Below are 21,914 nucleotides of genomic sequence, written 5' to 3'. Positions count from 1 at the left end.
GCGGGCGCGAGGGGCCACGCAACAGGCTCACATGATCGACGAGATGCCGAGGATCTCAAGGCGCTGATGATGGAAGGGCTCGAGCGGGACATGACGCGGGCGGATGACTAAGCCTGCCGCTGGATAGGTTTTCTGCTATCCGTTCCTGTGGAAATGCGAACAGATGGCGGGTGAGACCGAGGGCCGCAAGACGCGGCCTGTTTGTATCGCCGTCACTGTCGCCAAGTCCGATAGCGAGACTGTGGTGTTCATCCTGTCGATCACCACGCAGCCGCTCTTGCCGTCGCGCAAGTTCATAGAGGTGCCACGGACCGAGTCGCAGCGCGTGGGGTTAGAGACCCATGTCAGCAAGTGCGTCATGCTGGACGAGATAAACACCGATATTCTGGAGGGGTCCTATGTCTGGGAGGACCGCACGCCCATCGGCACGTTCAGTTCCGTCTTCACATCCAAGATCCAGTCCAGCCTGATTGCGCTTGCCAGATTGGGCGGGGCATCGGTTGTTGATCGGCTGAAGTAATCTCGATCACCGCAGGGTCTACCCAGCTTCACTTGTTCCCGTCGATCCACTTCCACATCAGCCCCTTGTCGCGGAAGCACTCGTCCGGCACGGCACGGCGCTTGATCCGGGCGAGGCGCTCAACAAAGGCGACCTGCTTTGATGTCGGGCGGCTGTCCTGCGCGCCCAGGTTCATCCTGGCTTGTGCGCCGACCTTGCTGAACCTCCCACGGCAGAAGCGTCTGGTTGCGCAAGGCCAGCGCGCCCGCATAGGCGATCTGCTTTGGCGTCGCGGGCAGGGCGTAAGTGGTGCTTTTCACGGGGATCTCCCTTCATAGCGTGGCTTTCAGAAAAGAACATAACCGGAACAAAAACAAGCCGCCTGCAGAAATCAGGGGGGGGGGTGAGAGGAAGAGGAGGGCCGGGGAGGGTCAGTCCTTTGGGGTGCTCGAAGAGGGTGTTCGGGCCTGATCCTGTTCCTCATTGGGGTCTGATGCTGGAAAGTGCTGGATCCTAGGTACTCATGTGCTTCGCATTTAACATTCTTGGGCATCAGATCCCTAAAGAGTGAAAGTGTTCTTCGGGTTTTGTGACTGACGGATGAGGGCCTTTGGGGTCCCTCAGATGGGTCCGGGCCGGATTCCGGTGTGTCCTTTCGGATAAAGGACATGCCGATGCAAACAGGTATCTTGCGCATGTTGCGCGCGAAAGCTGCTTCGTGGTGGCGACACAAGAAACTACGCCGAACTGCCAGACGGGGCAGGCACAACGGCTCGAGCGCGAGACTGTCCTGCATGATCTCGGCTATCTCAGGCAAGCGGCAGCATTGCCACACGCGCATGTGATTTGCGGAGAGGGTGGGACTTTCCTCCACCTCGGCTGGACGACCGTTTCGACCCTCGCGCCGATCGAGCGCTTCCCCTTGGCCGCTTTTGCGGTCGCACGAGGGACCTCGTTCATCGATATCCGACCCTGAACCTTGGGGGCTTGGCAGTTCTGTATCGCTGATCACCTACATTGACATGGTCGAACAGCTTGGCGTGAGCATCACCAATGATCCGCGCCTCGGTCGGTCAACCTAGTCACCACTCACTCTCATCAACACTCGAAAGGAGGCCAGCCATGGCCCGATCCCGCACGCCCAAATTCGATGCCTCCGAGGTCATCACAAACGAAATCATCCGCATCATCGAGCGCGGCGTCCTGCCGTGGCGCAAGCCATGGACCGCAGGTGGCAGCTCTCGCCCCCTGCGCGTGGGCGGTGAACCCTACCAGGGAGTGAACAACTTCCTGCTGACCATGCGGACCGTGATGGCGGGCCACAGCTCTCCCTTCTGGATGACGTTGCCGCAGGCCAATGCCTTGGACGCAAAGGTCCGCAAGGGCGAGAAATCCGCTGTCGTCGTTTACTACGGTCAAAGCCGGAGAGACGCCGGCGATGAGCATGATCACAGCGACGGGGATGATCACTCCGAGGAAGCCCGTATCTTCCGCTTCCAGAAATCCTACCGTGTGTTCAATGCCTGCCAGATCGAGGGCTTGCCCGACAGCTTCTACCCTGACCCGGAGCCCGTGCCCGAGCATCCGCCGTCCGAGCCCATCCCGCACATGCAGGCGTTTTTCGATGCCATCGACATCACAACTGTCTTCACGGGCACGGAGGCGTACTATTTGCCCCCCGTGGACAAGGTTTACATGCCATCCATCACGCGGTTCCAGGACCCGCGCAATTTCTACGGGGTCTGGGCCCATGAGCTGGCCCATGCCACGAAAGCTCCCCATCGACTGAACCGCGATTTCGGGTTCTCGAAGTTTGGCAACACGTCCTATGCGCGCGAGGAGATCGTCGCGGAATTGACCTCGGTGTTCCTGGGTCAGACGCTCGGCTTCACGGCGCATACGCTCGAGATGAATGCCGCCTACCTCCACAATTGGTTGCGCGTTCTTCGGTCGGACAAGGGTGCGATCTTCAAGCACGCCGCAGATGCACAGCGCGCTTGCGACTACTTGATCGCCAGATCGGAGGCGGGCAGGGCAGGGCGCAGCGCCAAAGCGGCCTGACCACACGGAGAACGGAGACTTCCATGTCATGCAAGGAACCCAAGACGCTGCGGGTGGCCTGCTTCAAAGATGGCCGCCGCAAGATCATCACCTTCAAACGCGGCGCCTATTGGTGGAGCTCGTCCGAGGGCGCGTATCCGCTTTCGGCAGCGCTCGAGGCCATCACGGACCAAGGCGGCTGGGTCGAGACCATCCCGAACCCGAATTACAGACCCAAGGGAATGTTCGGGTAGGGCACCTTCTCCTTCGGTCCTGCCGCCAAGCAGAAAAGAAAAAGCAGGCTTTGGGAAGCGTGTTTCAACTTCTCAAAGGAGATCCACATGTCCATGAATGTTCAACCCCAGCCAGACCTTCCGGATCCGACCGTGATCGCGGCGCAAAACGACGCGTTTCGCAAGCTCGCGTGCCTTGGGGTGCCGCCTGCGCCGCCCATCCAGGGCCGCATGCATGTCACCCGCGCGCTTATGGAGGCCGGTGACGGCTTCATGGCCGAGGCGGTGAAGGCAACCGGTGAGTTTGCCACGTTCGAGCCTGAGAATGACCCAGAAGGCTGGCATGATTTCGGGGCGGTCGAGATCCGGGGCGAGACCGTGTTCTGGAAAATCGATCTCTATGAGGCGGATTCGGACTTCCGCTACGGGGCGGAGACCCCAGACAATCCCGCCACCACCGTCCGCGTGCTCACCATCATGCTGGCGCGCGACTGGTAGGGCAGGGGACACCCCCTCCTGAAACCCCAGGCGATGAAGGCCCACTGACCCCTCAAAGGGAAAGTGGGCCTTTTGTCGTGGTGATCCCTGAAGCCGGGGATTGGTCACGCGCGTGAGCGCGCGGGCCACACCTCACCCTCCTGGAAGGATATCCCATGACCACAAGCTTTGCTCCCCTTACCGTCGCTATCGGCGATCTCGTCCCGCATCCCGCCAATGTGCGCAGCAACTCTCCGGAAACTTATGACCCCGAGAACATCGCGCATCTGAAGGCCAGCATCGCCGTTCTGGGTCTCCTGCAGCCGCTCCTGGTCCAGAAGCTTGACGGCAAATATGCTGTCCTCGCCGGCGGACGGCGCCATGCAGCCCTGAAGGAGCTGATCGCCGACAAGGCCACCAAGGGGTTCACCGCGAAAACCAAGATCGACTGCCGCCTCGTGCCGGAAGACTGCGACGTCACCACGGCGCTGTCGCTCGCCGAGAACATCACCCAAGCACCGATGAATGCCATCGACGAGTTCGAGGCCTTCGCCCGGATGATGGAGGTCGACGGCCAGACGCCCGAGACGATCGCAAAGACCTTCGGCACCACGGTGGCGGCCGTGAAGGGCCGGTTGCGCTATGGCCTGATCCACCCCGACATCCGCGCCGCGGCCCGGGGCAAGGTGATCACGCTCGACACGATGAAGGCCTTCGCCGAGCACCCGAGCCAGGAGGTGCAGCGCGAGGTCTTCGAGGCGCTCACGAAAGACGGCGGCTATTTGCAGGCCTACACGGTCCGTCAGGCCCTCAAATCCCGCGGTGTGCAGGTCAGTGACGATATCGGAGCTTTCGTGCGCGCGGACTATGAAGCGCGCGGCGGTGCCGTCGCTGCTGACCTTCTGGAAGAGCATTCCGTGCTCGAGGATGCGGCGCTGGTCGAGACCATCCTGCTCGAGAAGCTCGGTGCTGCTGCCGAAGAGGCCCGTATGAGGCTGGGATTTGCCTGGGCCGATGCGATGGTGCGCTATGATTACGCGACCATGGCCGACTACGGCCGCGTCTATCCCGGCCCGATCGAGCCGGATGAGGCTGCCCAGAAGCGCATTGATGAGATTACCGCCGAGCTTGAGAAATTGCAGCTCGAGATGGAGAATGAGGGGCTCGAGGACGGTGCCTACAATGCCCTTTACGACCGCGTCGACGCTCTGGAAGAGGAAGCCCGCGACCTGCAGGAGGCCTACAGCGCCGAGGACCTCGCGCGGTCCGGGGTGATCGCGTCGTGGCAGGGTGGGCAGATCACGCTCCATGTTGGCCTCGTCCGCCCCGAGGACACCGTCAAAGAGGAGGGCGCACGCGGCTCCTCAAGTAACCCGACGGGGGAGGAGGCACCGGACGCCGGCGAAATCACCTACCCGGCCTCACTGGCTGAGGACCTCAAGACCGAGCGAGCCATGGCGCTTGGGGCCGCGATGGCGCTGCATCCGGAAGCCACGCTCGATCTGACGCTCTTCAAGCTGGTGAGCGACGTTCTGGCCAGCGGCATGAGTGTCACGCAGGCGATCAAGATCGATGCCCGCAAGGAATACCGCAGCCATGCCAAGATGGACGAGATCGACGAGACCTCGCTTGAGCAGGTGGCGGCGGCGCATGATGCGCTTGATCTGTCCTGGCTCGATGACAGCCGCGCGCCCGCCGATCAGTTTGCGGCGTTTCGCGCGCTGAAGGCCGGCGAGAAGGCCAAGCTCGTCGCCTATGCCACCGCCAGCACCACGCAGTCCTGCTTCGCACGGGACCGCCAGCGCGACAGCCTGATGCATGATTTCGAAATCGAGATCATGCCCGATATCCGCGCGCATTGGACGCCGAATGCGGCGCTCTTCAACCGCTTCAAGAAGGCCTGGCTCCTGAAGATCCTCGGCGAGGATTTGGGCCTGGCCCAGGAGGCTGTGACGCTCGCCTCGTCGAGCAAGAAGGAGATCGTCGCCTTCTGCGACAAGCTCTTCGCCGAGCCCTTCGCCACGCTCACGGACGCGCAGCGCGCCGCGGTGGCCGCCTGGTGCCCACCGATGATGCAGACCGCCGGTGTCGCCTTTGAGGAGGCGGAGCCCGCTGCGGAAACCCCGGAGCCTGACAGCGAGGTCGCGCAAGCGGCCTGAGCCATCACGCGACCCGCGCGTGGACCACGCCGCCCGCGCGGGTCGACCCTCCCACACCCAACGGAAAGACATCCCCATGGCTATTCTCAAGTTCTCTGCCTCCGCTGTCGCAGCGCAGATCGCCCACGCGCGTGCCTGCAAAACCTTCCTGCCCAACTGGAACGGGCCCGTGGACAGGCCCGCCCTGATCCTCATCGTCGGCAACGGCGTGCATCTGCGCTCGAACGGCATCGATGGCACGACCACCCGTATCGTCACCACCGAACAGGCCGATCCCTCCTTCGCCTTCGCCGACGGCATGAACCCGTTTCGGGACACCGACTGGATGGCGCAGCGCCGCATGGCGTTTCGCGATCTGACCGGCCAGTTCTACACCGACATCCTGGACGATGTGCAGGTGCTCATCGACCGAGGGCAGGGGGCGATCCGGCTCGCCACCGATGGCCACAGCATCCGCGTCTTCGTGCGCCGGGCCTCGGACTATCTCATCGGCGGGACCTACGAGGTGCCCTCGGGCCTCGGCGGCACCTTCCGGGTCATCCTCAAGGATGCCTGCGACACCTTCGCGATCGTGCAGAACTGCGGCAATTGCGAGGATTTCGACGCCATGCAGCCCTATCGCGTGCCGCTTGATGCGCTCATGGAGATCGACGATCGGAGGGTGGCGTAACCCGCCCTTTCTCAAACAAGCATCGCCAATACCCTGCCGGGCCTGCGGCCCTCTCGGGACATTGGCGACAACAATTTTCCCAAACGAGAGAAAGGACTCTGAAATGGGTTGGCTTTTCTACACCGACGGCCGCGTCCAGACCTACGCGGATGAGAAAGCGGAAATCGCCCGGCTCTGCACCTCTCATGGCGAAAGGCGCAAGACGGAACTGGTCAAAGCCTGCAAGGTGGGTTCGACTTGGTACGCGGCGGCAAAGGTCACAAATATCGACGGCACCCCTGTCGAAGACACGACCTATATGACCGATGCGGATGGCTCCATCACTTTCGCCGCCGTATTCCTTACCCGATATGATGACGGCTGCTGGGGCTACAAGGACATGGAGGAAAGCGCGGGACCGGTCGAATCCCGCGCGCCACTGAGCCTATTGGCCCTGCTGTCCGAGCTGAAAGACCCAGACAGCTATGCTCATGCCTGGCGCCAGCGCTGCCAGGACTGGGCTGCGATCCCGGACTACGAGGAAGGCGACAAGATCAAGCTCGCAGCACCTGTGACGCTCACCGATGGCAGTACATGTCAGATCGTCACCGCGACGCACTACAAGCGGGGGCGGCAAAAACGCCGCTGCTACCGCATCGAGGAAACCGGTGGGCTCGTACGCCTGTCGAAGGCCTCGCTTGCAGGCTCGGAGCTGCTCAGCTCCGCGAAAGGTGCGGCTAGCCCGGTGCTGGCGGAGTTCCTGGCGAGGCGAAATTAGGTCCTGCGCCGGACGGGTCATCGACCTGCCCGGCGACAGCAGATGCTGCGGCTTGTCTTGACAAGGCAATGCAAATGCATTACCTATCGCAGGCAGCAAAGATCCCTCTCTTTCAGGAGACTGCCATGACAGCGCTCGCACAAGATGTCTCGAAACTCACGGATCGGTATCAGACGACCGTGCCGGCGGGTGTTCGCAAGCAACTCAAGCTGGGCAAGGGCGACCAGATTCGTTACTGCACCGAGCCGAGTGGCAGGGTCTATATCGAGCCCGTGCGCAGCGACGAGGAAGATCCCGTGCTCGGAGCCTTTCTCGATTTTGTCGAGGCCGATATCAAGGCGCATCCGGACCGCATTCGGGCGTTCGATGGGGCTTTGCATGACCGTCTTGCAGCACTGGTCGGCGACGTTGACGTCGATCTCGATGCGCCGCTATCGCTCGAGGATGAATGAGCGGCGATAGCGTGCCCGCCCAAACGCCCCTTGTCGTAAACGGATGGTCGATCTATGCGCATCCGCTCTTTCTGGACCAGCTCGAAGGGCTGATCGAGGAGGTTGAAGCGCGTAAGGTACGCGATCCAAAGACCTGGCGTAAGAAAAACCCCACGAAACGGCTGGCAGCCATCTTCAAGCTGGTCACCGAGGCTATACCGGCAGATCCGGGTGCCGCCGCCTTCCGGCAAGGCGGCACACTCGGCGATCACCGCAAGCACTGGTTCCGGGCGAAATTCTTCCAGCAGTATCGATTGTTCTACCGCTTCAACAGCGATGCCAAGGTCATCGTGGTGGCCTGGGTGAACGACGATAAGACCCTGCGCGCCTACGGCAGCAAGACGGATGCCTATGCGACGTTCAAAGGGATGCTGGAAGATGGCAATCCACCTGACAATTTCGACGCGCTCTTGAAAGAAGCGGCGGCGGCGGACAAGCGGTTCGAAACTTCCCTTGAAGCGGTGCCCTATCGGTAAGTGGGGTCGAATGCCTGAAGGAGCCGAATCCCACGCTAAGGCTGCCAGTAAGGGGGTCGTTCTGCGTTTCAATCTCCCTTCACCATTCGGCCGAGTGAAATAGGCGACATTGGTTTATCACATGGCTGGTAGGTGAAATTCTCAGAAGTCCCTCCCTATCCGTACACCTGCCGTTCGCTGCATCGTGTACGAACTGGCATGATGCGGACAAAGTGTGAATTCGACGCTGTTGATCCAAGGTCGGCTTTGTGGCTGGTCGGGGGGCTATCCCCTTGGACCTACAATCCTACGCGCAAGAGTTCTCGGTGTGGAATTGCTGGCACAAAGTTGTCGTCGCGACCGGTCATGTCCGAATTTGCGATCATACTGTTCAGTATCGCCTCTTCAGTGGATTGGACGACCGCCTCGAAGAACCTGTCAAGATGTTCATCCGGTACCATCTCAAGGCGAAGCAAGCGCTCGGAAGCGCGAAAATCCGGAACTGTGTTCCCTGTCGAGAATGCCAAGAAGATGTCTCCGGACCCGTGTCGGCCAATGCCGCCGGTTTTGCCGACCCCAAGCGTCGCCCTGCGCGCCAAACGCTTCAGTTGATGCGGCAGAATTGGCGCGTCAGTCGCGACTACGACGATGATCGAACTTAAATCAGGGTCATGAGTATTCCTGACCATAGCGGGTTCTTTCATCTCTTTACCCAGAGGATAGCCCAGTACGGTCAGGTCTGTCCGGCCGCCAAAGTTGGCCTGTACAAATGTGCCGACCGTATAAGTGTGGCCATCAAACTGCACCAACCGCGAGGAAGTCCCTGATCCAGCCTTGAAACCAAAGCACTTCATCCCCGTGCCGCCACCAACGCTGCCTTCTTGTATCTGGCCAGTCGTGGCATGTTCGATTGCGGAAATTACATGTGCGTCTGTGACGTGAAACCCGTTGATGTCATTCAGAAATCCATCATAGGTTTCGGCGGCGACCGGAAGCGCAAATCCGTCGGCATAGACATCAGGGAACCTTGCGGCAGCCCATTTGATGACCGCATCACGTGCAAGACCGCAGGAATGCGTGTTCGTAATAGCTATAGGCAAGGAAAACTTTCCAGTTTCCTCGATATAGTGCGACCCGGTAAGCTCTCCGTTTCCGTTCAAACTGAATATGCCTGCCATTACTGGATCGCAAAGCTGATCTGTCGGTCTGGGCAAGATGGCTGTCACCCCGGTTCGAATTGGCCCAGAACCGACTTCGAGTGCGCCGCTGCCACTGATCAGCGTCGTGTACCCAACTGAAACACCCTCGACATCTGTAATCGAATTCCACTGCCCTGTGCTACCGTCGAGCTTCAGACCGAGTGTTCTGGCCCGCAGCGTTTTGGGCCTTTCAGACCGGGCAAGGTCACTTGTCTCATTTATCATGCTGTTTTGCTACCTGATGAATTGATCTCGTCAGCCTAGATCAGAAATCACCTGCATCTCAAACCCTCAATTTCGGTAGGCACGCGCTAAGACCGAATTGACGATTTGCTTGAAGTCACCTGGCTAGACAGGACGTTCGACGAGTCCGCAGCATCCGGTATTTTGGGCTCACAGCTGACCTTCGCCACAGCTGCAAATAGAGGATCAGACGTTATAGGGGTTTTAGGTTCGTAGTGCAGACTTAGCAGGCGTTGCCAATTTTCTTAATTTCTGAAAGAGCGAGCCTACCGCAAACTGAAAGTTCTTGCTCTGTCTCATCTTGGTTCATTTGGTCCTGCCGTCGCGAAAAGTTCGCCTGTCGAAGCCCTTCGAGCGGGCCTTGGTGCATTCGTCGGGCTTGCTTTGGCTGGAGCCTTTGTTCTCGCACCAACGATTGATTTGACGCTTGGCTTATATTTGGTCGCGCCGTTCGGAGCGAGTTCGGTTCTTCTTTTTGCCGTTCCGAACAGCCCGCTGGCTCAACCGTGGTCGGCGATTATCGGCAACGTTACCGCCGCCTTGGTCGGTGTTGCGGTATGTCTGGTCGTGCAGGACCCCGTTCTACGTATTGCTTTAGCTGTGGGCTTGGCAATTACCGTGACTATACTGTGTCGTGCGTTACACCCACCGGCTGGTGCCGTCGCGATGACAGTAGCAATGAGCCCTGACGCGGTGCAGGAGTTAGGGTTTTATTTTGCCCTTATGCCGATTGGGATCGGCACGGTCGTTTTGGTCCTCATTGCCATGGTATACGGACGCATGACAGGGCGACACTATCCATTCCGCCAGTTCGATGATCCTAACCGTTATGGGACGCAAGACCTTGAGCCAATGAAGCGTCTTGGATTAACTGAGGCAGAACTGTCCGACATTTTGGGCCGCTATAAACAATCTTTCAATCTTGGAGTCGAGGATCTGGCGCGCTTGCTTGGTGCTGCGGAAATGCAGGTGGCAGCCCAAAGGTCGGGGCCAACGGTCGCCGCTGATATCATGTCGCACAATCTGATTACGGTTCAGCCGGAAACGCCTTTAACAGAGATAGCAGATTTGTTCCGGCGTTACCGGTTTACAGCATTGCCGGTCGTAGGGGGTGCAGACCGATTTCTGGGGGTTATCTTTCAAATACATCTCATCGACCGGGCTCGTGAGGATAGTTTGCGCCTCAAGCGCGGCTTCGGGAAGGCATTACACCGACTGCTTGACCGCCGCCGTGAAATACCTGTGCAAGCAACTGATATCATGAGCGTCGGCGGACCACGTGCAACCGCAGACACCCCCTTGTCGGCGCTGCTTACCCAGATGGCTGACGGAGCTGTTGACGCCGTCCCCGTCTTAGAGCGCGGTCAACTAATAGGGATCGTCACACGCACGGATCTGATCAGCGCGTTGGCGCGGAAAAGTCTGGATAAATAATCTATAGAATTACGAAATTCTCGCATGAGTTATGAAATGCATTAACCAAGTAGATTTTCGCACGCCTCCCGAAAAAAAACATTGGAGAGCTCACAAATTCTTCGTTTGGCGCTTCAATAAACCCTGTTTAATATCCAAGGCGCTTTTGATCATCGTCGCCTCTCACCACGGTAACAGACTTTAGCTGCGCTGTCGAAAAGCGGCAAAGTGGGCTCCTGGCGGTCATTCGCCGCGCTCTGCCTCGATGTCGGCTTCTCGAGAGACAGGTTCAGCGGCTTGGCTGCGTGGCCTTTTCTTCGATGCTGAAGAGGGCTGCCCGCGTTGACGGCCCGTCCTTCTCCATAGCTATCGGGCCGGACCCGAGGAAAGGTGGAAAGTGGGCTTTTTGTCCTTTGGAACTCAGACTCTCATCCAAAGGAAATCCCCATGACCAAGCCCAACTCAGCGAACCCGACTCTCTCAATCTCCCGCCCTGACCTCGCCTCTGCGCTAGAGCAGATCGGCGCGGAGATCGAGCATCAACCCCTGCGCAGCTCAGCGCTCGCGCGTATCATGCGCGAGACGTTTCATGGCAGCGATGCTGGCGGCACCTGGGACTGGCGCATGGCCTACGACCTGATGCAGGCCACGGCTGTGCAGGCGCTGCTACGTGGCGACAACAGTGAGGATGATTACTACGCCGCAAAACTCCTTGCCTCACGGCTCCTCACGGAAACCCGCCGGTCGGAGCAGCAAATCCGGTTGCAGCAGTTCTCCACGCCGTTGCCTTTCGCGGCCCTGACGGTGCGGGCGGCAGCCATTCGCAAGGGTGAGACCGTGCTGGAGCCGTCGGCTGGTACGGGTGCCCCGGCTGCTTTCGCTGCACGGGCCGGTGCCACGCTTTTGCTCAATGAAATCGACCCCTTTCGCCAGCGCCTCCTGCGCGCGGTTTTCGGCGGCGAGGTCACAGGCCATGACGGGGAACATATCGACGATCTGTTGCAGACTCCTGTTCTGCCCGACGTCGTGGTGATGAATCCGCCCTTCGCCTCCTCGGTCGATCGGTCGCGGGACAAGCACATCGCCGCCAAACATCTCATTGCGGCTGCAAAGCGCCTGGCACCAGGTGGGCGCCTGGTGGCGATCATGCCGCCGGGGTTCACGCCCGAACGCGATGCCGCGCATTGGTCCCGCGCCTGCGGTCTCCTGACGCCACGATTGGCGCTGACGATGCCGGGGCAGGTCTACCGCAAGCTCGGCACCTCTGTCGAAACCCAGCTGATGGTCTTTGACAAGGAGCAGGAGGACGGCGAAATGATCCGCGTCCCTATGCGGGATCTGGATGAAGCCTTGGCATATGTCGATGCCGTGGCCGCAACCAGGACCAATATGCGCCGCGTACAACAGGCAGCGGCGATCCCTAACGGGCGGCCGACCGTTCCATCCTCTGCCCCGCGCAAGACCGCCGCTGCGCCTGTCGCCGCCTCCAAACCCCGAGCCAATGCCGTTGTCCCGCTAGTTTTCACGAGCCTTGATATCCCGCGCGACAACACGCCCATCTCGGACATCTATGCGCGCTACCGTCCGCAGCGGATCGAGATCGCGGGTGCGCAGGAACATCCCACCCCGCTCGTTGAAAGCATCGCCATGGCCTCGGTTGCCCCGCGCATGCCCTCAAACACGGGCAGTGATGACTTGCGCCTGCCTGCCAGGCTGATTGAGGAGGGACATCTCTCCGAGGCGCAGCTCGAGACCATCATCATGGCGCATGATGCCCATGGGCGTGATCTGCCCGGTCGGTTTACCATCGACGACGACCAGACCAAGCTAACGCGCACCGATGATGACCCGGATGCACGTGCCTATCGCCTCGGCTATTTCCTCGGAGATGGCACCGGTTGCGGCAAGGGGCGCGAATGCGCCGGGCTCATCCTTTTGAACTGGCTGGCCGGTCGCAGAAAGGCGATCTGGGTCTCTAAGTCCGCCGCGCTCATCGAGGACGCGATCCGCGACTGGACCGATCTCGGCGGCTCGCCCGCCGACATCCAGCCGCTCTCCAAATGGAAACCGGACCAGCCCGTCCCGATGGGCGACGGGATCCTTTTCGTCACCTACGCCACGCTGCGGTCCGCGGGCAAATGCGGCACCACGCGACTGAGCCAGATCCTGGACTGGATGGGCGAAGACTTTGAAGGCGTGCTGGCCTTTGATGAGGCCCATGCCATGCAGAATGCGGCGGGGTCCGAGCAGGGCAGGGGGGCCAAACCCTCCCAGCAGGGCCTTGCAGGCCTGCGGCTGCAACTGGCAGCACCCCGCGCTCGCGTCTTCTACATTTCGGCCACGGGCGCCACGAGCGTGCACAACCTGGCCTATGCCGCGCGTCTCGGTCTCTGGGGGCAGGGGCAGGAATACCCCTTCCCGAGCCGCGAGAGTTTCGTGTCGGCGATGGAAGCCGGTGGCGTTGCTGCCATGGAGGTGGTCGCGCGCGATCTCAAGACGCTCGGGCTCTACACGGCGCGTGCCCTCAGCTTTGATGGCGTGGAATATGATGTGCTGGAACATGCGCTGACCCCGGCCCAGATCGAGATCTACGACGCATACGCGACTTCGTTTCGGACGATCCACCACAATCTCGAAGCCGCGCTGACGGCGACCGGCGTCAACGACGCCTCGGGAGAGACTAATGCCTCGGCCGCACGCGCCTCGGCCAAGTCCCGCTTCGAGAGCACGAAACAGCGCTTCTTCAACCATCTCCTGATGGGCATGAAAGCCCCGACCATCATCCGCGCAATCAAGGACGATCTGGCGGCGGGCAGGGCTTGCGTCATCCAGGTGGTTTCGACAGGCGAGAGCCTGCTGAAGCGTCGGCTTGAGGCGATGGACCCGGAGGATGAACTCGTCGAGGGTGCCTTGACGCCGCGCGACTATGTTCTCGGCTACCTCGAACAGGCTTTCCCGATTCATGCGCAAAAGCTGGTCGAGATCGACGGCAATATGGTGCCCGAGCCGTTGCGCGATGAAACTGGCGCGCTCGTCGTCTCGCGCGAGGCGCTCGCCCTGCGCGATGCGGCCATGATGGAGTTGATGACGCTCGCCCCGATCCCCTCGGCGCTCGACCAGATCCTCTGGGCCTTTGGCGACGAGGCCGTGGCAGAGGTCACCGGGCGCTCCATCCGCCCTTTGAAGGCCGAGGATGGTCATCTTTTCATCGAGAAGCGCGCCGCCAGCAGCAATTCCTCCGAAACCCAAGCCTTCATGGACGGTGAGAAGGATATCCTGATCTTCTCCGATGCAGGCGGCACGGGCCGGTCCTATCACGCGGCGCAAACGGCGAAGAACCAGAAACGGCGGCGGCACTACCTGCTGGAGCCCGGCTGGCGCGCCGATGCGGCCATCCAGGGGCTGGGCCGCACGCATCGCTCGGCTCAGGTCAGCGCGCCCTTCTTCCGGGTCTGCACCTCGGATGTGCATGGCGAGAAGCGTTTCACCTCGACTATAGCCAAACGCCTCGACCAGCTGGGGGCCCTGACGAAGGGTCAGCGCGAGACCGGCTCGCAAGGCATGTTCCGCGAGGAGGACAATCTCGAAAGCCCGATCGCGCGAGCAGCGCTGCGTGGGTATTTCGCCGATCTTGCCGCCGGGCGCGCTGAGGCGATGAGCTACGAGAGCTTCGCCGACTGGACAGCCCTGCGACTGATCGACAAGGACGGGGTGCTCCTTGAGGAGCTTCCCCCGATCCAGCGGTTTCTCAACCGGATGCTTGCCCTTCCCATCCACATGCAGAACGCGCTCTTTGCCGAGTTCATGCGCCGGATTGCCGATCAGACTGAACGGGCGCGCGCGGCGGGCACGCTCGATCTCGGCGTGGAAACCCTGCGTGGCGAAAAGATCGAACAGGTCTCCACAGAGGATCTCTGGACCTGCCCGAAATCCGGCGCCGTGACGCGGATCATCGGACTTGAGGTGACGGACCCAGTGTATGTCCTGGGCGCCGAAGAGGCCATATCGCGCAATCCCGACAAGCTGCCGATGGTGAATCGCGCCTCCGGTCGCGCGGCGCTCATCTCGGCGCGCCCCATGCAGATGTATGACGAGGACATTGTCACGCTGATGCGCAAGGCGGTGAGGCCAAACGGGTCCAGCTATCTCGAAGAGGCGCGGTTCGAGTCCTCGGCTTGGGAAGACATTGAGCGGCCCGAGTTCACCCAGCTTTGGGACGCAGAGGCTGCGTCCCTGCCAAAAACCACCACGACGAAGCTCTACCTGCTGACCGGGCTGCTGCTGCCGATCTGGAAGGACATTCCGACCACCAATGAACGCATCTACCGGGTCACGCCTGACGGGGCGACGGCGATGATCGGGCGCACGCTGAGCGAGGAAGGGGCGGCAGCGCTGCGCGCCCGCTTCCTCGTCTCCAACCCGCAAACACCGCAGGAGATGCTGACCGCCGCCCTCGGCACCACCGTACCTGTCGATCTGGGCCGGGGTCTCACCCTGACCCGTCGCCGGGTCGCAGGCGAGATGCGTCTCGAGCTGGGTGGTGCGGATCGGGGCATGATTGAAGGTCTCAAGGCCATGGGGTGTTTCACGGAGATCATCTCCTTCCAGCTGCGGGTGTTCCTGCCGCATGGAGACGGGATCGACACGGGCCGCATTCTGGCCCGGATCGTTGGAACCGAAACGTCAGCCGCGCAGAACGTGGCTTCAGTGGCAGCGGAATAGGCACGGAGGCGATCATGACACTCGAAGAGATCAAAGCCGCCATCGATGCCGGTCGGACCGTGCATTGGGCCAACACCGGCTACCGCGTGCAAAAGGACAGCCTCGGCCAATACCTGATTACGTTTGAGCCGAACGGCAGCACCATCGGGCTGACCGACCGGAGCGGGCAGCGGTTGAACGGGGAGGAAGCAGAGTTCTTTATCGCTGGACCGGAGGGTGGCGACGAGAAGCGCCAGGATAGCCAACTGAGACCAGACGGGCAGGGGAGGGGCGTCGTACCCGGCGGGGAGGTGGCACAGTCTCTCAGGCGCCAGCGCTGAACTGAAGGTTGGGAAGAAAGGAAAGCGAGCTTTCTAGTTTGTGATCCCAGGAGGGGTCGAAAAAGCAATCCCGGATGCGCTGGCAAGAACGTCAGGCACCGGCCAATCCAAGAAGGAACTATCCCATGTTCGCAGGAACCCTTACCCGCAACGCCGAGACCGCTGCCGCCGAATACACCGGCATGATCCATTCGACGCGCTTTGACATCGCCATCCAGCTCGAGGCACGGGCCAAGATGTCCGAACGCAGTCCGGATTTTGACGTCACGGCAATCAACAAGTCGGGCCGCAAGGTGCGCATCGGCACGGCCTGGAACGAGACCGGCAATACCAGCGGCAACCCCTACATCTCGATGCAGATCGATGTCGGCTTGGGCCCGTTCCGGGTCAACGCGGTGCAGACGAAAGAGGCGCGTGCGGCCCAACGCGGCGCGTTCGAGATCATCCCACTGGTCTCGAACGGCCTGATGAAATCCGGCTCGATCTCGGGCGAGCTCACCGCCATGGACGCCGACAACGCCTTCACCGGCTACATCGCCAACATGATGTTCGATCTGGAGTTCATGCTGATCGAGAACAGCTACAAATCCGAGGAGACCCACCCCGATTACCGGATCGAGGTCAGCTCGCCCCGGGGCACACCGATCCGCGTCGGCTCGGCCTGGATGGCCAAAAGCAGCCGCACGGGCAATGACTACCTGTCGCTGCTGATCAACACGCCTGATGGCGACCTGCGCGTCAACGCCGTGCAGAACGAAGAACAGCGCGGCGGGCAGACCTTCTCGATCATCCCGTTCATCGACAGCGGTGAGCAGCCGCAGGACGCGGGCGCGGGGCTCTCCTTGGTCGCCTAATCGGCCCGCGAGGGGGAGACGATCTGATCCGAAAGGGGAGCCGTGGGATCACGGTTCCCCTTTTTTCATGCCTGGGTCAGTCGAGCGATCGAATGGCGATTGCATGAGGCGGTCCGATGTAGACGCATTGTCTAGATTGGAAGCGCTGCACAGCGTCTCCAATAGAGTCAAACTTGCACAACCGCTTGAGCGGCAATTAGGGCTCCGACAGCTACTTGAACCTCGGCATAGAGTTCGGTGTCCAACCCTTCCGCATCGATTTCTACGATTAATGCATAGCGCACAGAAGGCAAACCTTCGGCGAGAAGCTTTTTGGATTTCCACCATCCAGTGACTGGGTGAACGGCCAACAAGTTTCGCCTTGCGAGATCTGATGCCTTGCAAGTCAGTTGATCGATGTGCAGCGATCCGACATGGCGCCGATTGCTACCGTAGTCCCAAAGATCATCCTCGTCGTTTGCGGGACCGTCGGGCTGTTCGGCCGCCTTGCTGATCCGAGCTAGGAATTGGGCTTCGTTCTCGCCGGCGCGATTGAGTTGGAACCGCAGATTGTGGGATGCGTAGCGATAACGAACGCCGCGTGAGGCTTCTGACGGGTTTGGAGCAATAAAGCTGCTTAGCGCCACCCGCAAGGTAACGTCGGCATTGCCGAGCGCGCGCAAAGCCTCAACGGGCCAGGGTAGGGCGAAGAGCTTCAACTCATTGTGGACATCACCGCCGGTCTTTTCGGAGATTCCGTAGGGTGTAATCGTGTCTTCCACGATGAGTGTCAGCGCGTTCGACGCGCTGCGGCGGGCACGGGCCATGTCCGGAACGCCAAATCCATAGCGCTGAAAAAGCGGCATGTATTGACCTTTGTTCGCTTGGGCCGGCAAATGTGCTCGCATCTGCTGAGTCCAACGCGCGGAAGACACATAGAGACCACGGACTGTCTCGGGCCAAAGTGTCGGATAATCCGACCAGAGTTCCGTTACATCCTTCGCTGCAAGCGCTGTCGCAGCGCTGGTGTCGAAGGTGAATGTGAAAGATCGGACCGGATAATTATGGTGCGTCGAAAGGAGCGACAACCATCCATGCCGCATTGGCGGAGGCATGGCACTTAGCGCCCAGTTTCCGCCCTCAAGGACAACGTCCGGCTTGTTCGGCCAATGGGACGACCACGATGCAGTTCTCGAAGCTGGCGATAGATCGCCGAATGGTGCAAGCGCTTGGGCCGGGTCTCCGTTTGGTAGTACAGTCTTCTCGGTAAAGGCTCCAACAGACAAAACATTCCACGCTTGGGCAGGCGACTCGATCTCGTTGTCTTCGTGATCGCATCGGTCGAGGTAGTTTCCGGCACCAAAGGTGAAGTTGTCGGTATTCCCTGCCGAAACCAGCACCAGGCGCTGCTGTCTGAGTCCACCTGAAACACCGGCGGCAAGCTGATCGACTTCCGTCGACCACGAGGTCGGGGCACCGTCGTGCGGCGTATCCTCACCCGTCGTCGTCGTCATGGTGAAAGTACGGCGTCGGGGACCAACCTGTTCGACCGCATTGATCGCCTGCCTGGTCACCGCGCCTAGGAGATGATGCGGGTTCATGCCGGCATCTGGCAGGAGTTTGACGGATTCCAGACGGTTCATGACCATAACTGGGTTCGCCTGATGAAGTTTTTGCGTCAGATCGCCAAAGAGCGCGAGTCCTCCCATCTGCGTTCCATGGCCCTTCACATCCTCCAATCCCCAAGCCGGATTTGCGGCATGTCGGTCATCCACGCTAAGCGCCGGCTGAATCAGAGGATGCGCCCGACTGATACCAGTATCCAGGAGCGTAACGTAGCCAGCATTGGGGTGATCCGAATAGGTGGTCCGGCCTGAAAGCTCATCGACCCACTGTGCCTGTTCGGCCACCGGCAAGCCGTCAAAGAAATCTGCAGTGATTGTCGGAGCGGCAAGTGCGCGTACGCCACCCAGTCGCCGGACGGCTTGGGCAAGCTGATTGCGATCGGCCTGGACGACCACCACTGTATCTTCGGGAAACTCCAGCCGATCCGCGCCCACAGTCACACCAAAGATAGGCGCTGCTGCAACGAAGGCCTCGGTCATTTGGGGCTCGAGCCAAACCTCCCAGACTGCTGCAATATCCGCCGCGGGAAACTTGCCCGGCGGGCTGCGCCAGAGGGCACGCAATCCCGCTTCCGTAATGGCATTGACGCTTTGAACCAAGTCTGCATTCTTTGGTCGGCCCGGGATGAATTCACCATCTTTCTCGCGATCAGGCGTGTCTTCCGTCCGAAACTGGTCGACCTTTTTGCGCAGGTTCTCAATACCCTTGGCTGTTGCAAACACCGTCGCACGCTCTTGGGCGCCACCTGGAATAGGAAAATCTTCGATGCGGAGAAGCATAAGGCCACTGGCGTCTAGGCTATCCTTTTTCAGGCGCTCGTCGATACGGGAGCTGATTTCGAGATAAACGCCGGGAAGCTCAGTGGCCGGAATATCCGGCAACGCGTCGATGGCCTGAAGCAGCGCTTGGGCGTGCGCAGCGCGATTGGGGACATCACTTGGTCTTTTGGACCCGCCCCGGCCTTTTGCCTGGAATGGGCGAGGTTGTCCTAGATTGCGAAGGTGGAAGTGTGGAAGCTCTCGTGCCATTGTCATTGGTCCCTAAATCTTGGAGCGACCGTCGGCGTTCGAGGGCGTCAAGCAAATCCTGTGTCGCAATCTTGTCAGTATCATTCAAAACCGCACGTCTCGCGGCATCTTCCGCCGCCGCCACAATATCGGCCGTTGAGAGGCCAGTGGCGACATCCGTCACCCGCTTCCATCCTATTCGATTGAACGAGAAACCGATCAGACGGCGTTCGAGTGCCTGTCGGATGGCGGGACCATCGGGCATCACATAGGGCAACACGAGATCGAAGCGGCGCAGAACGGCACGGTCAAGAATTCCCGGCAAGTTTGTAGTGGCGACGACGATCGAAGGCCCTGTGTCTTCATCCAGGAACTGCAAGAATGAGTTCAGAACCCGCCGGGCTTCGCCGACATCGTTCTCACCGCCCCGGGCCGCAGCCAAAGCGTCAATTTCATCGAACAGGTAGATACCGCGTGTCGTCTTGATGGCATCAAAGACCATCTTCAATTTCTGCGCCGTTTCGCCCATGAACTTCGTTATTAGACCGTGGAGCATGACCGAAAATAAGGGGTACTGCAGCTCCCCGGCCAGTGCTGACGCACTCAGTGTCTTGCCGGTACCGGGAGGACCAGAGAGGAGAACGCGCCTCCGTGGCTTCAGGCCTTTTGCCTCGAGCTTTTCGCGCATACGCGTCTCGAAGACGAGATGCGACAGTTCACTCCTAATCCTATCCGGTAAGATTACATCGACGAGTCGCTCCGTCGGATAAGACGCGGCAAGAAACTCTGCAAGATCGCCGCGAGGCGTTGCGATAGGGGTGACTGCAGGGGTTCGCTTTGCTGGCGGCTTTTGCCCCGCTTCAGCCCACTGCCGCAACTGTTCAGCCAGTCGGGTGTGTCCCTTCTGCTCTTCGGCCGCCGAGAGTTGCATCGCCAGATCGTAAAAACGATCAGCGTCCCCTTCTGCGTGGCTCTTGACGAGACCGATGAGTTGTTGGGCGGAAGCCAAAGTCGAACTGCTCTTTCTGAATGATCATTTTCAGCGTTGATAGGGTCTTTTCTACATCCGAACCCTTTAACAGACCAGACAATTTGCACGGTTTGCATGCGGAGTGTGTCGGTTTTGTGCACTCGACCATCGACCTGAGTCCCAGCCTGTCGTCCTCCCCTGCTCGGCTTCGCGTGTCGCAGGCGAGAACGGCCCTTCGGTCCGTCGCGCATTCGGCCATGCGGCCTCACCGCGGCGTTGCGCTTGGCGTCCCGGTTTGCCCGCCTCGCGAGCACGTCCCTCCCCGGCCGCTCCGCCGGATTGCGCTCTGGTCTGTTTTGCGGGGCAAAACGATCCCGCCGCTGCATCCGTCTCCCGCGTCCGGTCGGGCCGTTTGCCTGCTCGTGTCGGGCAAACCTACCGTCAAAACACACACACATGAGCGTGGAAGCATATCCTCCGGATGGCCCCCAAATCAGCCCGCGTCAAGGATCGCAAAACTTTTCGGCGAGGACGGGGCCTGTGGCTTGGGGCGGTCCCGTGCGTGAGGGCGCGCGCGTGTCGGGTGTTGCGCGCGGAAAACTTTTGCGCCCGGCAAGCCGGCGGCTGCGCCGTCCCTGACCCGGGCAGATTCGGAAACCAGGCATTCGGCCATGCCCCCACACTCACGTGGTGGCCTTGGAACCGAACACTGGAGACCAGACATGGCTTACGACACCGCAAACACCTACGAGACAATCGAGCTTTTCGGACTGACGGAGAAAGACGCACAGCTGCCGATCCCGGAGGATCACATCCTGACCGACTGCGTCATCCGCGAGAGCTTCGAGGCTCTGCTTGGCCCGCTGCGCGGGACCGGGCTCGAGGCGGAAATCGAACCATTGGCCCACGGGTTGGCGACGATCCTGCAGCGGCGCAAGGTGGCGCTCGGCAAGGAGGTCGACCGCACCGCCGACAAGATCGGTGCACTGGCAAAATCCCACGACGGATCGGAGATCGCCGAGACCGCCATTGAGGAGGCACAGGCGCGGTTTCTGCAGCTGCGCGAGATCGTCAGCGCCATTGAAGTGATGAGCGAGGCAGCGGCGGAATGCTACGAGGTCGAGACGGGCCACGCCTTTATCCCGGCAGCTGGGTCGCGCGCAAGCGTCCGGGCGCAAGAGACCGGGGCGGTCTTCGAGGCGCGGCAGCTGCTGGAGCAGCACGACCGCGAAACCGCCGAGAAGTCGAAAGTCGAGGGGGTGCCCCTGATCGTCTCGGGCGCCACCGACTGGACCGATGTCGATGTGATCTTCAACACGCTCGACAAGGTTCGCGAACGGATCAAGCAGAACCGCAACCAGGAGATCTTCCTCTGCCACAAGGGTGGCAAGCACGGGGCGGAGATGATTGCGGCGCGGTGGGCCCGGGCACGCGGAGTGGCGCAGGCGCGGTTCGATCCGCGCTGGTCTGCACACGGTCGGGCGGCACCGTTCAAGTGCAACGACGAGATGCTGGACGACAAGTTCGCGGCGACGGGGGTTGTCCTCTTCGGCGGCAACGGGGTCGCGCTGAACCTCGGGCAGAAGGCGGAAGCGAAAGGCCTGACGGTCATGCGGGTTGCTGACCCGGCGAAGACGGCGTCGCAGGAGTGAATTGAGAGGGTCGCCTTCGGGCGGCCCTTTCGTCATTTCTCATGGCGCGTGCGATCGGTCACACTTGATCGGCAGCTCACGGCGTCCAGCACCGTCATCCCTCTACCCAGCCCGTCAGAGTTCGGCCCATCCGCATCGGTACGGGCTG

The 21,914-nt window shown here is 60.7% G+C and carries 17 protein-coding genes and 2 pseudogenes; 15 read left to right on the top strand and 4 right to left on the bottom strand.

Going from position 1 to position 21,914, the window contains the following annotated elements; genetic code table 11:
* Positions 1-163: 163 nt before the first annotated feature.
* The gene (locus FHS72_RS16830; protein WP_183530912.1) at positions 164-520 is read left to right on the top strand and encodes a hypothetical protein; all 357 of its coding nucleotides are present in this window, start codon (positions 164-166) and stop codon (positions 518-520) included.
* Positions 521-548: 28 nt separating this feature from the next.
* On the opposite strand, the pseudogene FHS72_RS16825 reads toward FHS72_RS16830, so the two are convergent.
* Positions 549-819: pseudogene (locus FHS72_RS16825) on the bottom strand (hypothetical protein).
* Positions 820-1,173: 354 nt separating this feature from the next.
* Here FHS72_RS16825 and FHS72_RS18520 point away from each other — a divergent pair.
* The 9 genes and pseudogenes from FHS72_RS18520 to FHS72_RS16785 all read left to right on the top strand — a co-directional run bounded on the left by FHS72_RS18520 (position 1,174) and on the right by FHS72_RS16785 (position 7,802).
* Positions 1,174-1,581 (top strand): annotated as a pseudogene (locus FHS72_RS18520) (hypothetical protein).
* 40 nt (positions 1,582-1,621) lie between these two features.
* On the top strand, positions 1,622-2,560 hold the full coding sequence (locus FHS72_RS16820) for an ArdC family protein (protein WP_183530911.1): 939 nt from the start codon (positions 1,622-1,624) through the stop codon (positions 2,558-2,560).
* A 23-nt stretch (positions 2,561-2,583) separates the two neighbouring features.
* Entirely contained in the window at positions 2,584-2,793 is a 210-nt protein-coding gene (locus tag FHS72_RS16815) for a DUF6330 family protein (RefSeq protein WP_076534281.1), read from the top strand.
* An 87-nt stretch (positions 2,794-2,880) separates the two neighbouring features.
* Positions 2,881-3,270 carry a DUF3768 domain-containing protein gene (locus FHS72_RS16810; protein ID WP_055296357.1) on the top strand — a complete coding sequence of 130 codons (390 nt, stop codon included), beginning with the start codon at positions 2,881-2,883 and terminating at the stop codon, positions 3,268-3,270.
* A gap of 155 nt (positions 3,271-3,425) precedes the next feature.
* Positions 3,426-5,408 carry a ParB/RepB/Spo0J family partition protein gene (locus tag FHS72_RS16805; RefSeq protein ID WP_183530910.1) on the top strand — a complete coding sequence of 661 codons (1,983 nt, stop codon included), beginning with the start codon at positions 3,426-3,428 and terminating at the stop codon, positions 5,406-5,408.
* A gap of 76 nt (positions 5,409-5,484) precedes the next feature.
* Complete coding sequence (locus tag FHS72_RS16800) at positions 5,485-6,078, top strand: regulator (RefSeq protein ID WP_074637398.1); 594 nt, start codon at positions 5,485-5,487, stop codon at positions 6,076-6,078.
* A gap of 103 nt (positions 6,079-6,181) precedes the next feature.
* On the top strand, positions 6,182-6,835 hold the full coding sequence (locus FHS72_RS16795; RefSeq protein ID WP_132998393.1) for a DUF6927 domain-containing protein: 654 nt from the start codon (positions 6,182-6,184) through the stop codon (positions 6,833-6,835).
* A gap of 125 nt (positions 6,836-6,960) precedes the next feature.
* Entirely contained in the window at positions 6,961-7,287 is a 327-nt protein-coding gene (locus tag FHS72_RS16790; RefSeq protein WP_005668772.1) for a type II toxin-antitoxin system PrlF family antitoxin, read from the top strand.
* Positions 7,284-7,802: a type II toxin-antitoxin system YhaV family toxin gene (locus tag FHS72_RS16785; RefSeq protein ID WP_132998392.1), complete on the top strand. Its 519-nt coding sequence runs from the start codon at positions 7,284-7,286 to the stop codon at positions 7,800-7,802. The genes FHS72_RS16790 and FHS72_RS16785 overlap by 4 nt, the downstream gene beginning before the upstream one ends.
* A 278-nt stretch (positions 7,803-8,080) precedes the next feature.
* Here FHS72_RS16785 and FHS72_RS16780 read toward each other — a convergent pair whose 3' ends face one another.
* Entirely contained in the window at positions 8,081-9,205 is a 1,125-nt protein-coding gene (locus tag FHS72_RS16780) for a DmpA family aminopeptidase (protein WP_050525648.1), read from the bottom strand.
* A gap of 309 nt (positions 9,206-9,514) precedes the next feature.
* Between FHS72_RS16780 and FHS72_RS16775 the strand changes: the two genes are divergently transcribed.
* The 4 genes from FHS72_RS16775 (at position 9,515) to FHS72_RS16760 (ending at position 16,532) form a co-directional block, all read left to right on the top strand.
* Positions 9,515-10,657, top strand: a complete 1,143-nt coding sequence (locus FHS72_RS16775) for an HPP family protein (protein ID WP_074637390.1) — start codon at positions 9,515-9,517, stop codon at positions 10,655-10,657.
* 426 nt (positions 10,658-11,083) lie between these two features.
* Positions 11,084-15,358, top strand: coding sequence for a strawberry notch family protein (locus FHS72_RS16770; protein ID WP_183530909.1), 4,275 nt, complete (start codon positions 11,084-11,086; stop codon positions 15,356-15,358).
* A 14-nt stretch (positions 15,359-15,372) separates the two neighbouring features.
* On the top strand, positions 15,373-15,678 hold the full coding sequence (locus FHS72_RS16765; RefSeq protein WP_074637386.1) for a hypothetical protein: 306 nt from the start codon (positions 15,373-15,375) through the stop codon (positions 15,676-15,678).
* Between the two features lie 125 nt (positions 15,679-15,803).
* A complete protein-coding gene (locus tag FHS72_RS16760; protein WP_074637384.1) occupies positions 15,804-16,532 on the top strand; it encodes a DUF736 family protein in 729 nt (242 codons plus the stop codon).
* A 167-nt stretch (positions 16,533-16,699) separates the two neighbouring features.
* Here FHS72_RS16760 and FHS72_RS16755 read toward each other — a convergent pair whose 3' ends face one another.
* Positions 16,700-19,165, bottom strand: coding sequence for a S8 family peptidase (locus FHS72_RS16755; protein WP_240790921.1), 2,466 nt, complete (start codon positions 19,163-19,165; stop codon positions 16,700-16,702).
* Positions 19,071-20,153, bottom strand: a complete 1,083-nt coding sequence (locus tag FHS72_RS16750) for an AAA family ATPase (protein WP_132998390.1) — start codon at positions 20,151-20,153, stop codon at positions 19,071-19,073. The genes FHS72_RS16755 and FHS72_RS16750 overlap by 95 nt, the downstream gene beginning before the upstream one ends.
* Positions 20,154-20,836: 683 nt before the next feature.
* Between FHS72_RS16750 and FHS72_RS16745 the strand changes: the two genes are divergently transcribed.
* Positions 20,837-21,766 (top strand): DUF2493 domain-containing protein, encoded by a 930-nt coding sequence (locus FHS72_RS16745; RefSeq protein WP_183530908.1) that lies wholly within the window; start codon positions 20,837-20,839, stop codon positions 21,764-21,766.
* Positions 21,767-21,914: the final 148 nt, after the last annotated feature.

The organism is Yoonia ponticola (assembly GCF_014199395.1).
GTDB lineage: Bacteria > Pseudomonadota > Alphaproteobacteria > Rhodobacterales > Rhodobacteraceae > Yoonia > Yoonia ponticola.
This window is presented reverse-complemented; position numbering and strand designations above follow the sequence as displayed.

Excerpts from the sequence above, each read along its gene's own strand:
- FHS72_RS16770 (WP_183530909.1), top strand. The coding sequence starts at position 11,084 with ATGACCAAGCCCAACTCAGCGAACCCGACTCTCTCAATCTCCCGCCCT.
- FHS72_RS16800 (WP_074637398.1), top strand. The coding sequence starts at position 5,485 with ATGGCTATTCTCAAGTTCTCTGCCTCCGCTGTCGCAGCGCAGATCGCC.
- FHS72_RS16755 (WP_240790921.1), bottom strand. The coding sequence starts at position 19,165 with ATGGCACGAGAGCTTCCACACTTCCACCTTCGCAATCTAGGACAACCT.
- FHS72_RS16795 (WP_132998393.1), top strand. The coding sequence starts at position 6,182 with ATGGGTTGGCTTTTCTACACCGACGGCCGCGTCCAGACCTACGCGGAT.
- FHS72_RS16785 (WP_132998392.1), top strand. The coding sequence starts at position 7,284 with ATGAGCGGCGATAGCGTGCCCGCCCAAACGCCCCTTGTCGTAAACGGA.
- FHS72_RS16745 (WP_183530908.1), top strand. The coding sequence starts at position 20,837 with ATGGCTTACGACACCGCAAACACCTACGAGACAATCGAGCTTTTCGGA.
- FHS72_RS16815 (WP_076534281.1), top strand. The coding sequence starts at position 2,584 with ATGTCATGCAAGGAACCCAAGACGCTGCGGGTGGCCTGCTTCAAAGAT.
- FHS72_RS16780 (WP_050525648.1), bottom strand. The coding sequence starts at position 9,205 with ATGATAAATGAGACAAGTGACCTTGCCCGGTCTGAAAGGCCCAAAACG.
- FHS72_RS16790 (WP_005668772.1), top strand. The coding sequence starts at position 6,961 with ATGACAGCGCTCGCACAAGATGTCTCGAAACTCACGGATCGGTATCAG.
- FHS72_RS16820 (WP_183530911.1), top strand. The coding sequence starts at position 1,622 with ATGGCCCGATCCCGCACGCCCAAATTCGATGCCTCCGAGGTCATCACA.
- FHS72_RS16810 (WP_055296357.1), top strand. The coding sequence starts at position 2,881 with ATGTCCATGAATGTTCAACCCCAGCCAGACCTTCCGGATCCGACCGTG.
- FHS72_RS16760 (WP_074637384.1), top strand. The coding sequence starts at position 15,804 with ATGTTCGCAGGAACCCTTACCCGCAACGCCGAGACCGCTGCCGCCGAA.
- FHS72_RS16830 (WP_183530912.1), top strand. The coding sequence starts at position 164 with ATGGCGGGTGAGACCGAGGGCCGCAAGACGCGGCCTGTTTGTATCGCC.
- FHS72_RS16805 (WP_183530910.1), top strand. The coding sequence starts at position 3,426 with ATGACCACAAGCTTTGCTCCCCTTACCGTCGCTATCGGCGATCTCGTC.
- FHS72_RS16765 (WP_074637386.1), top strand. The coding sequence starts at position 15,373 with ATGACACTCGAAGAGATCAAAGCCGCCATCGATGCCGGTCGGACCGTG.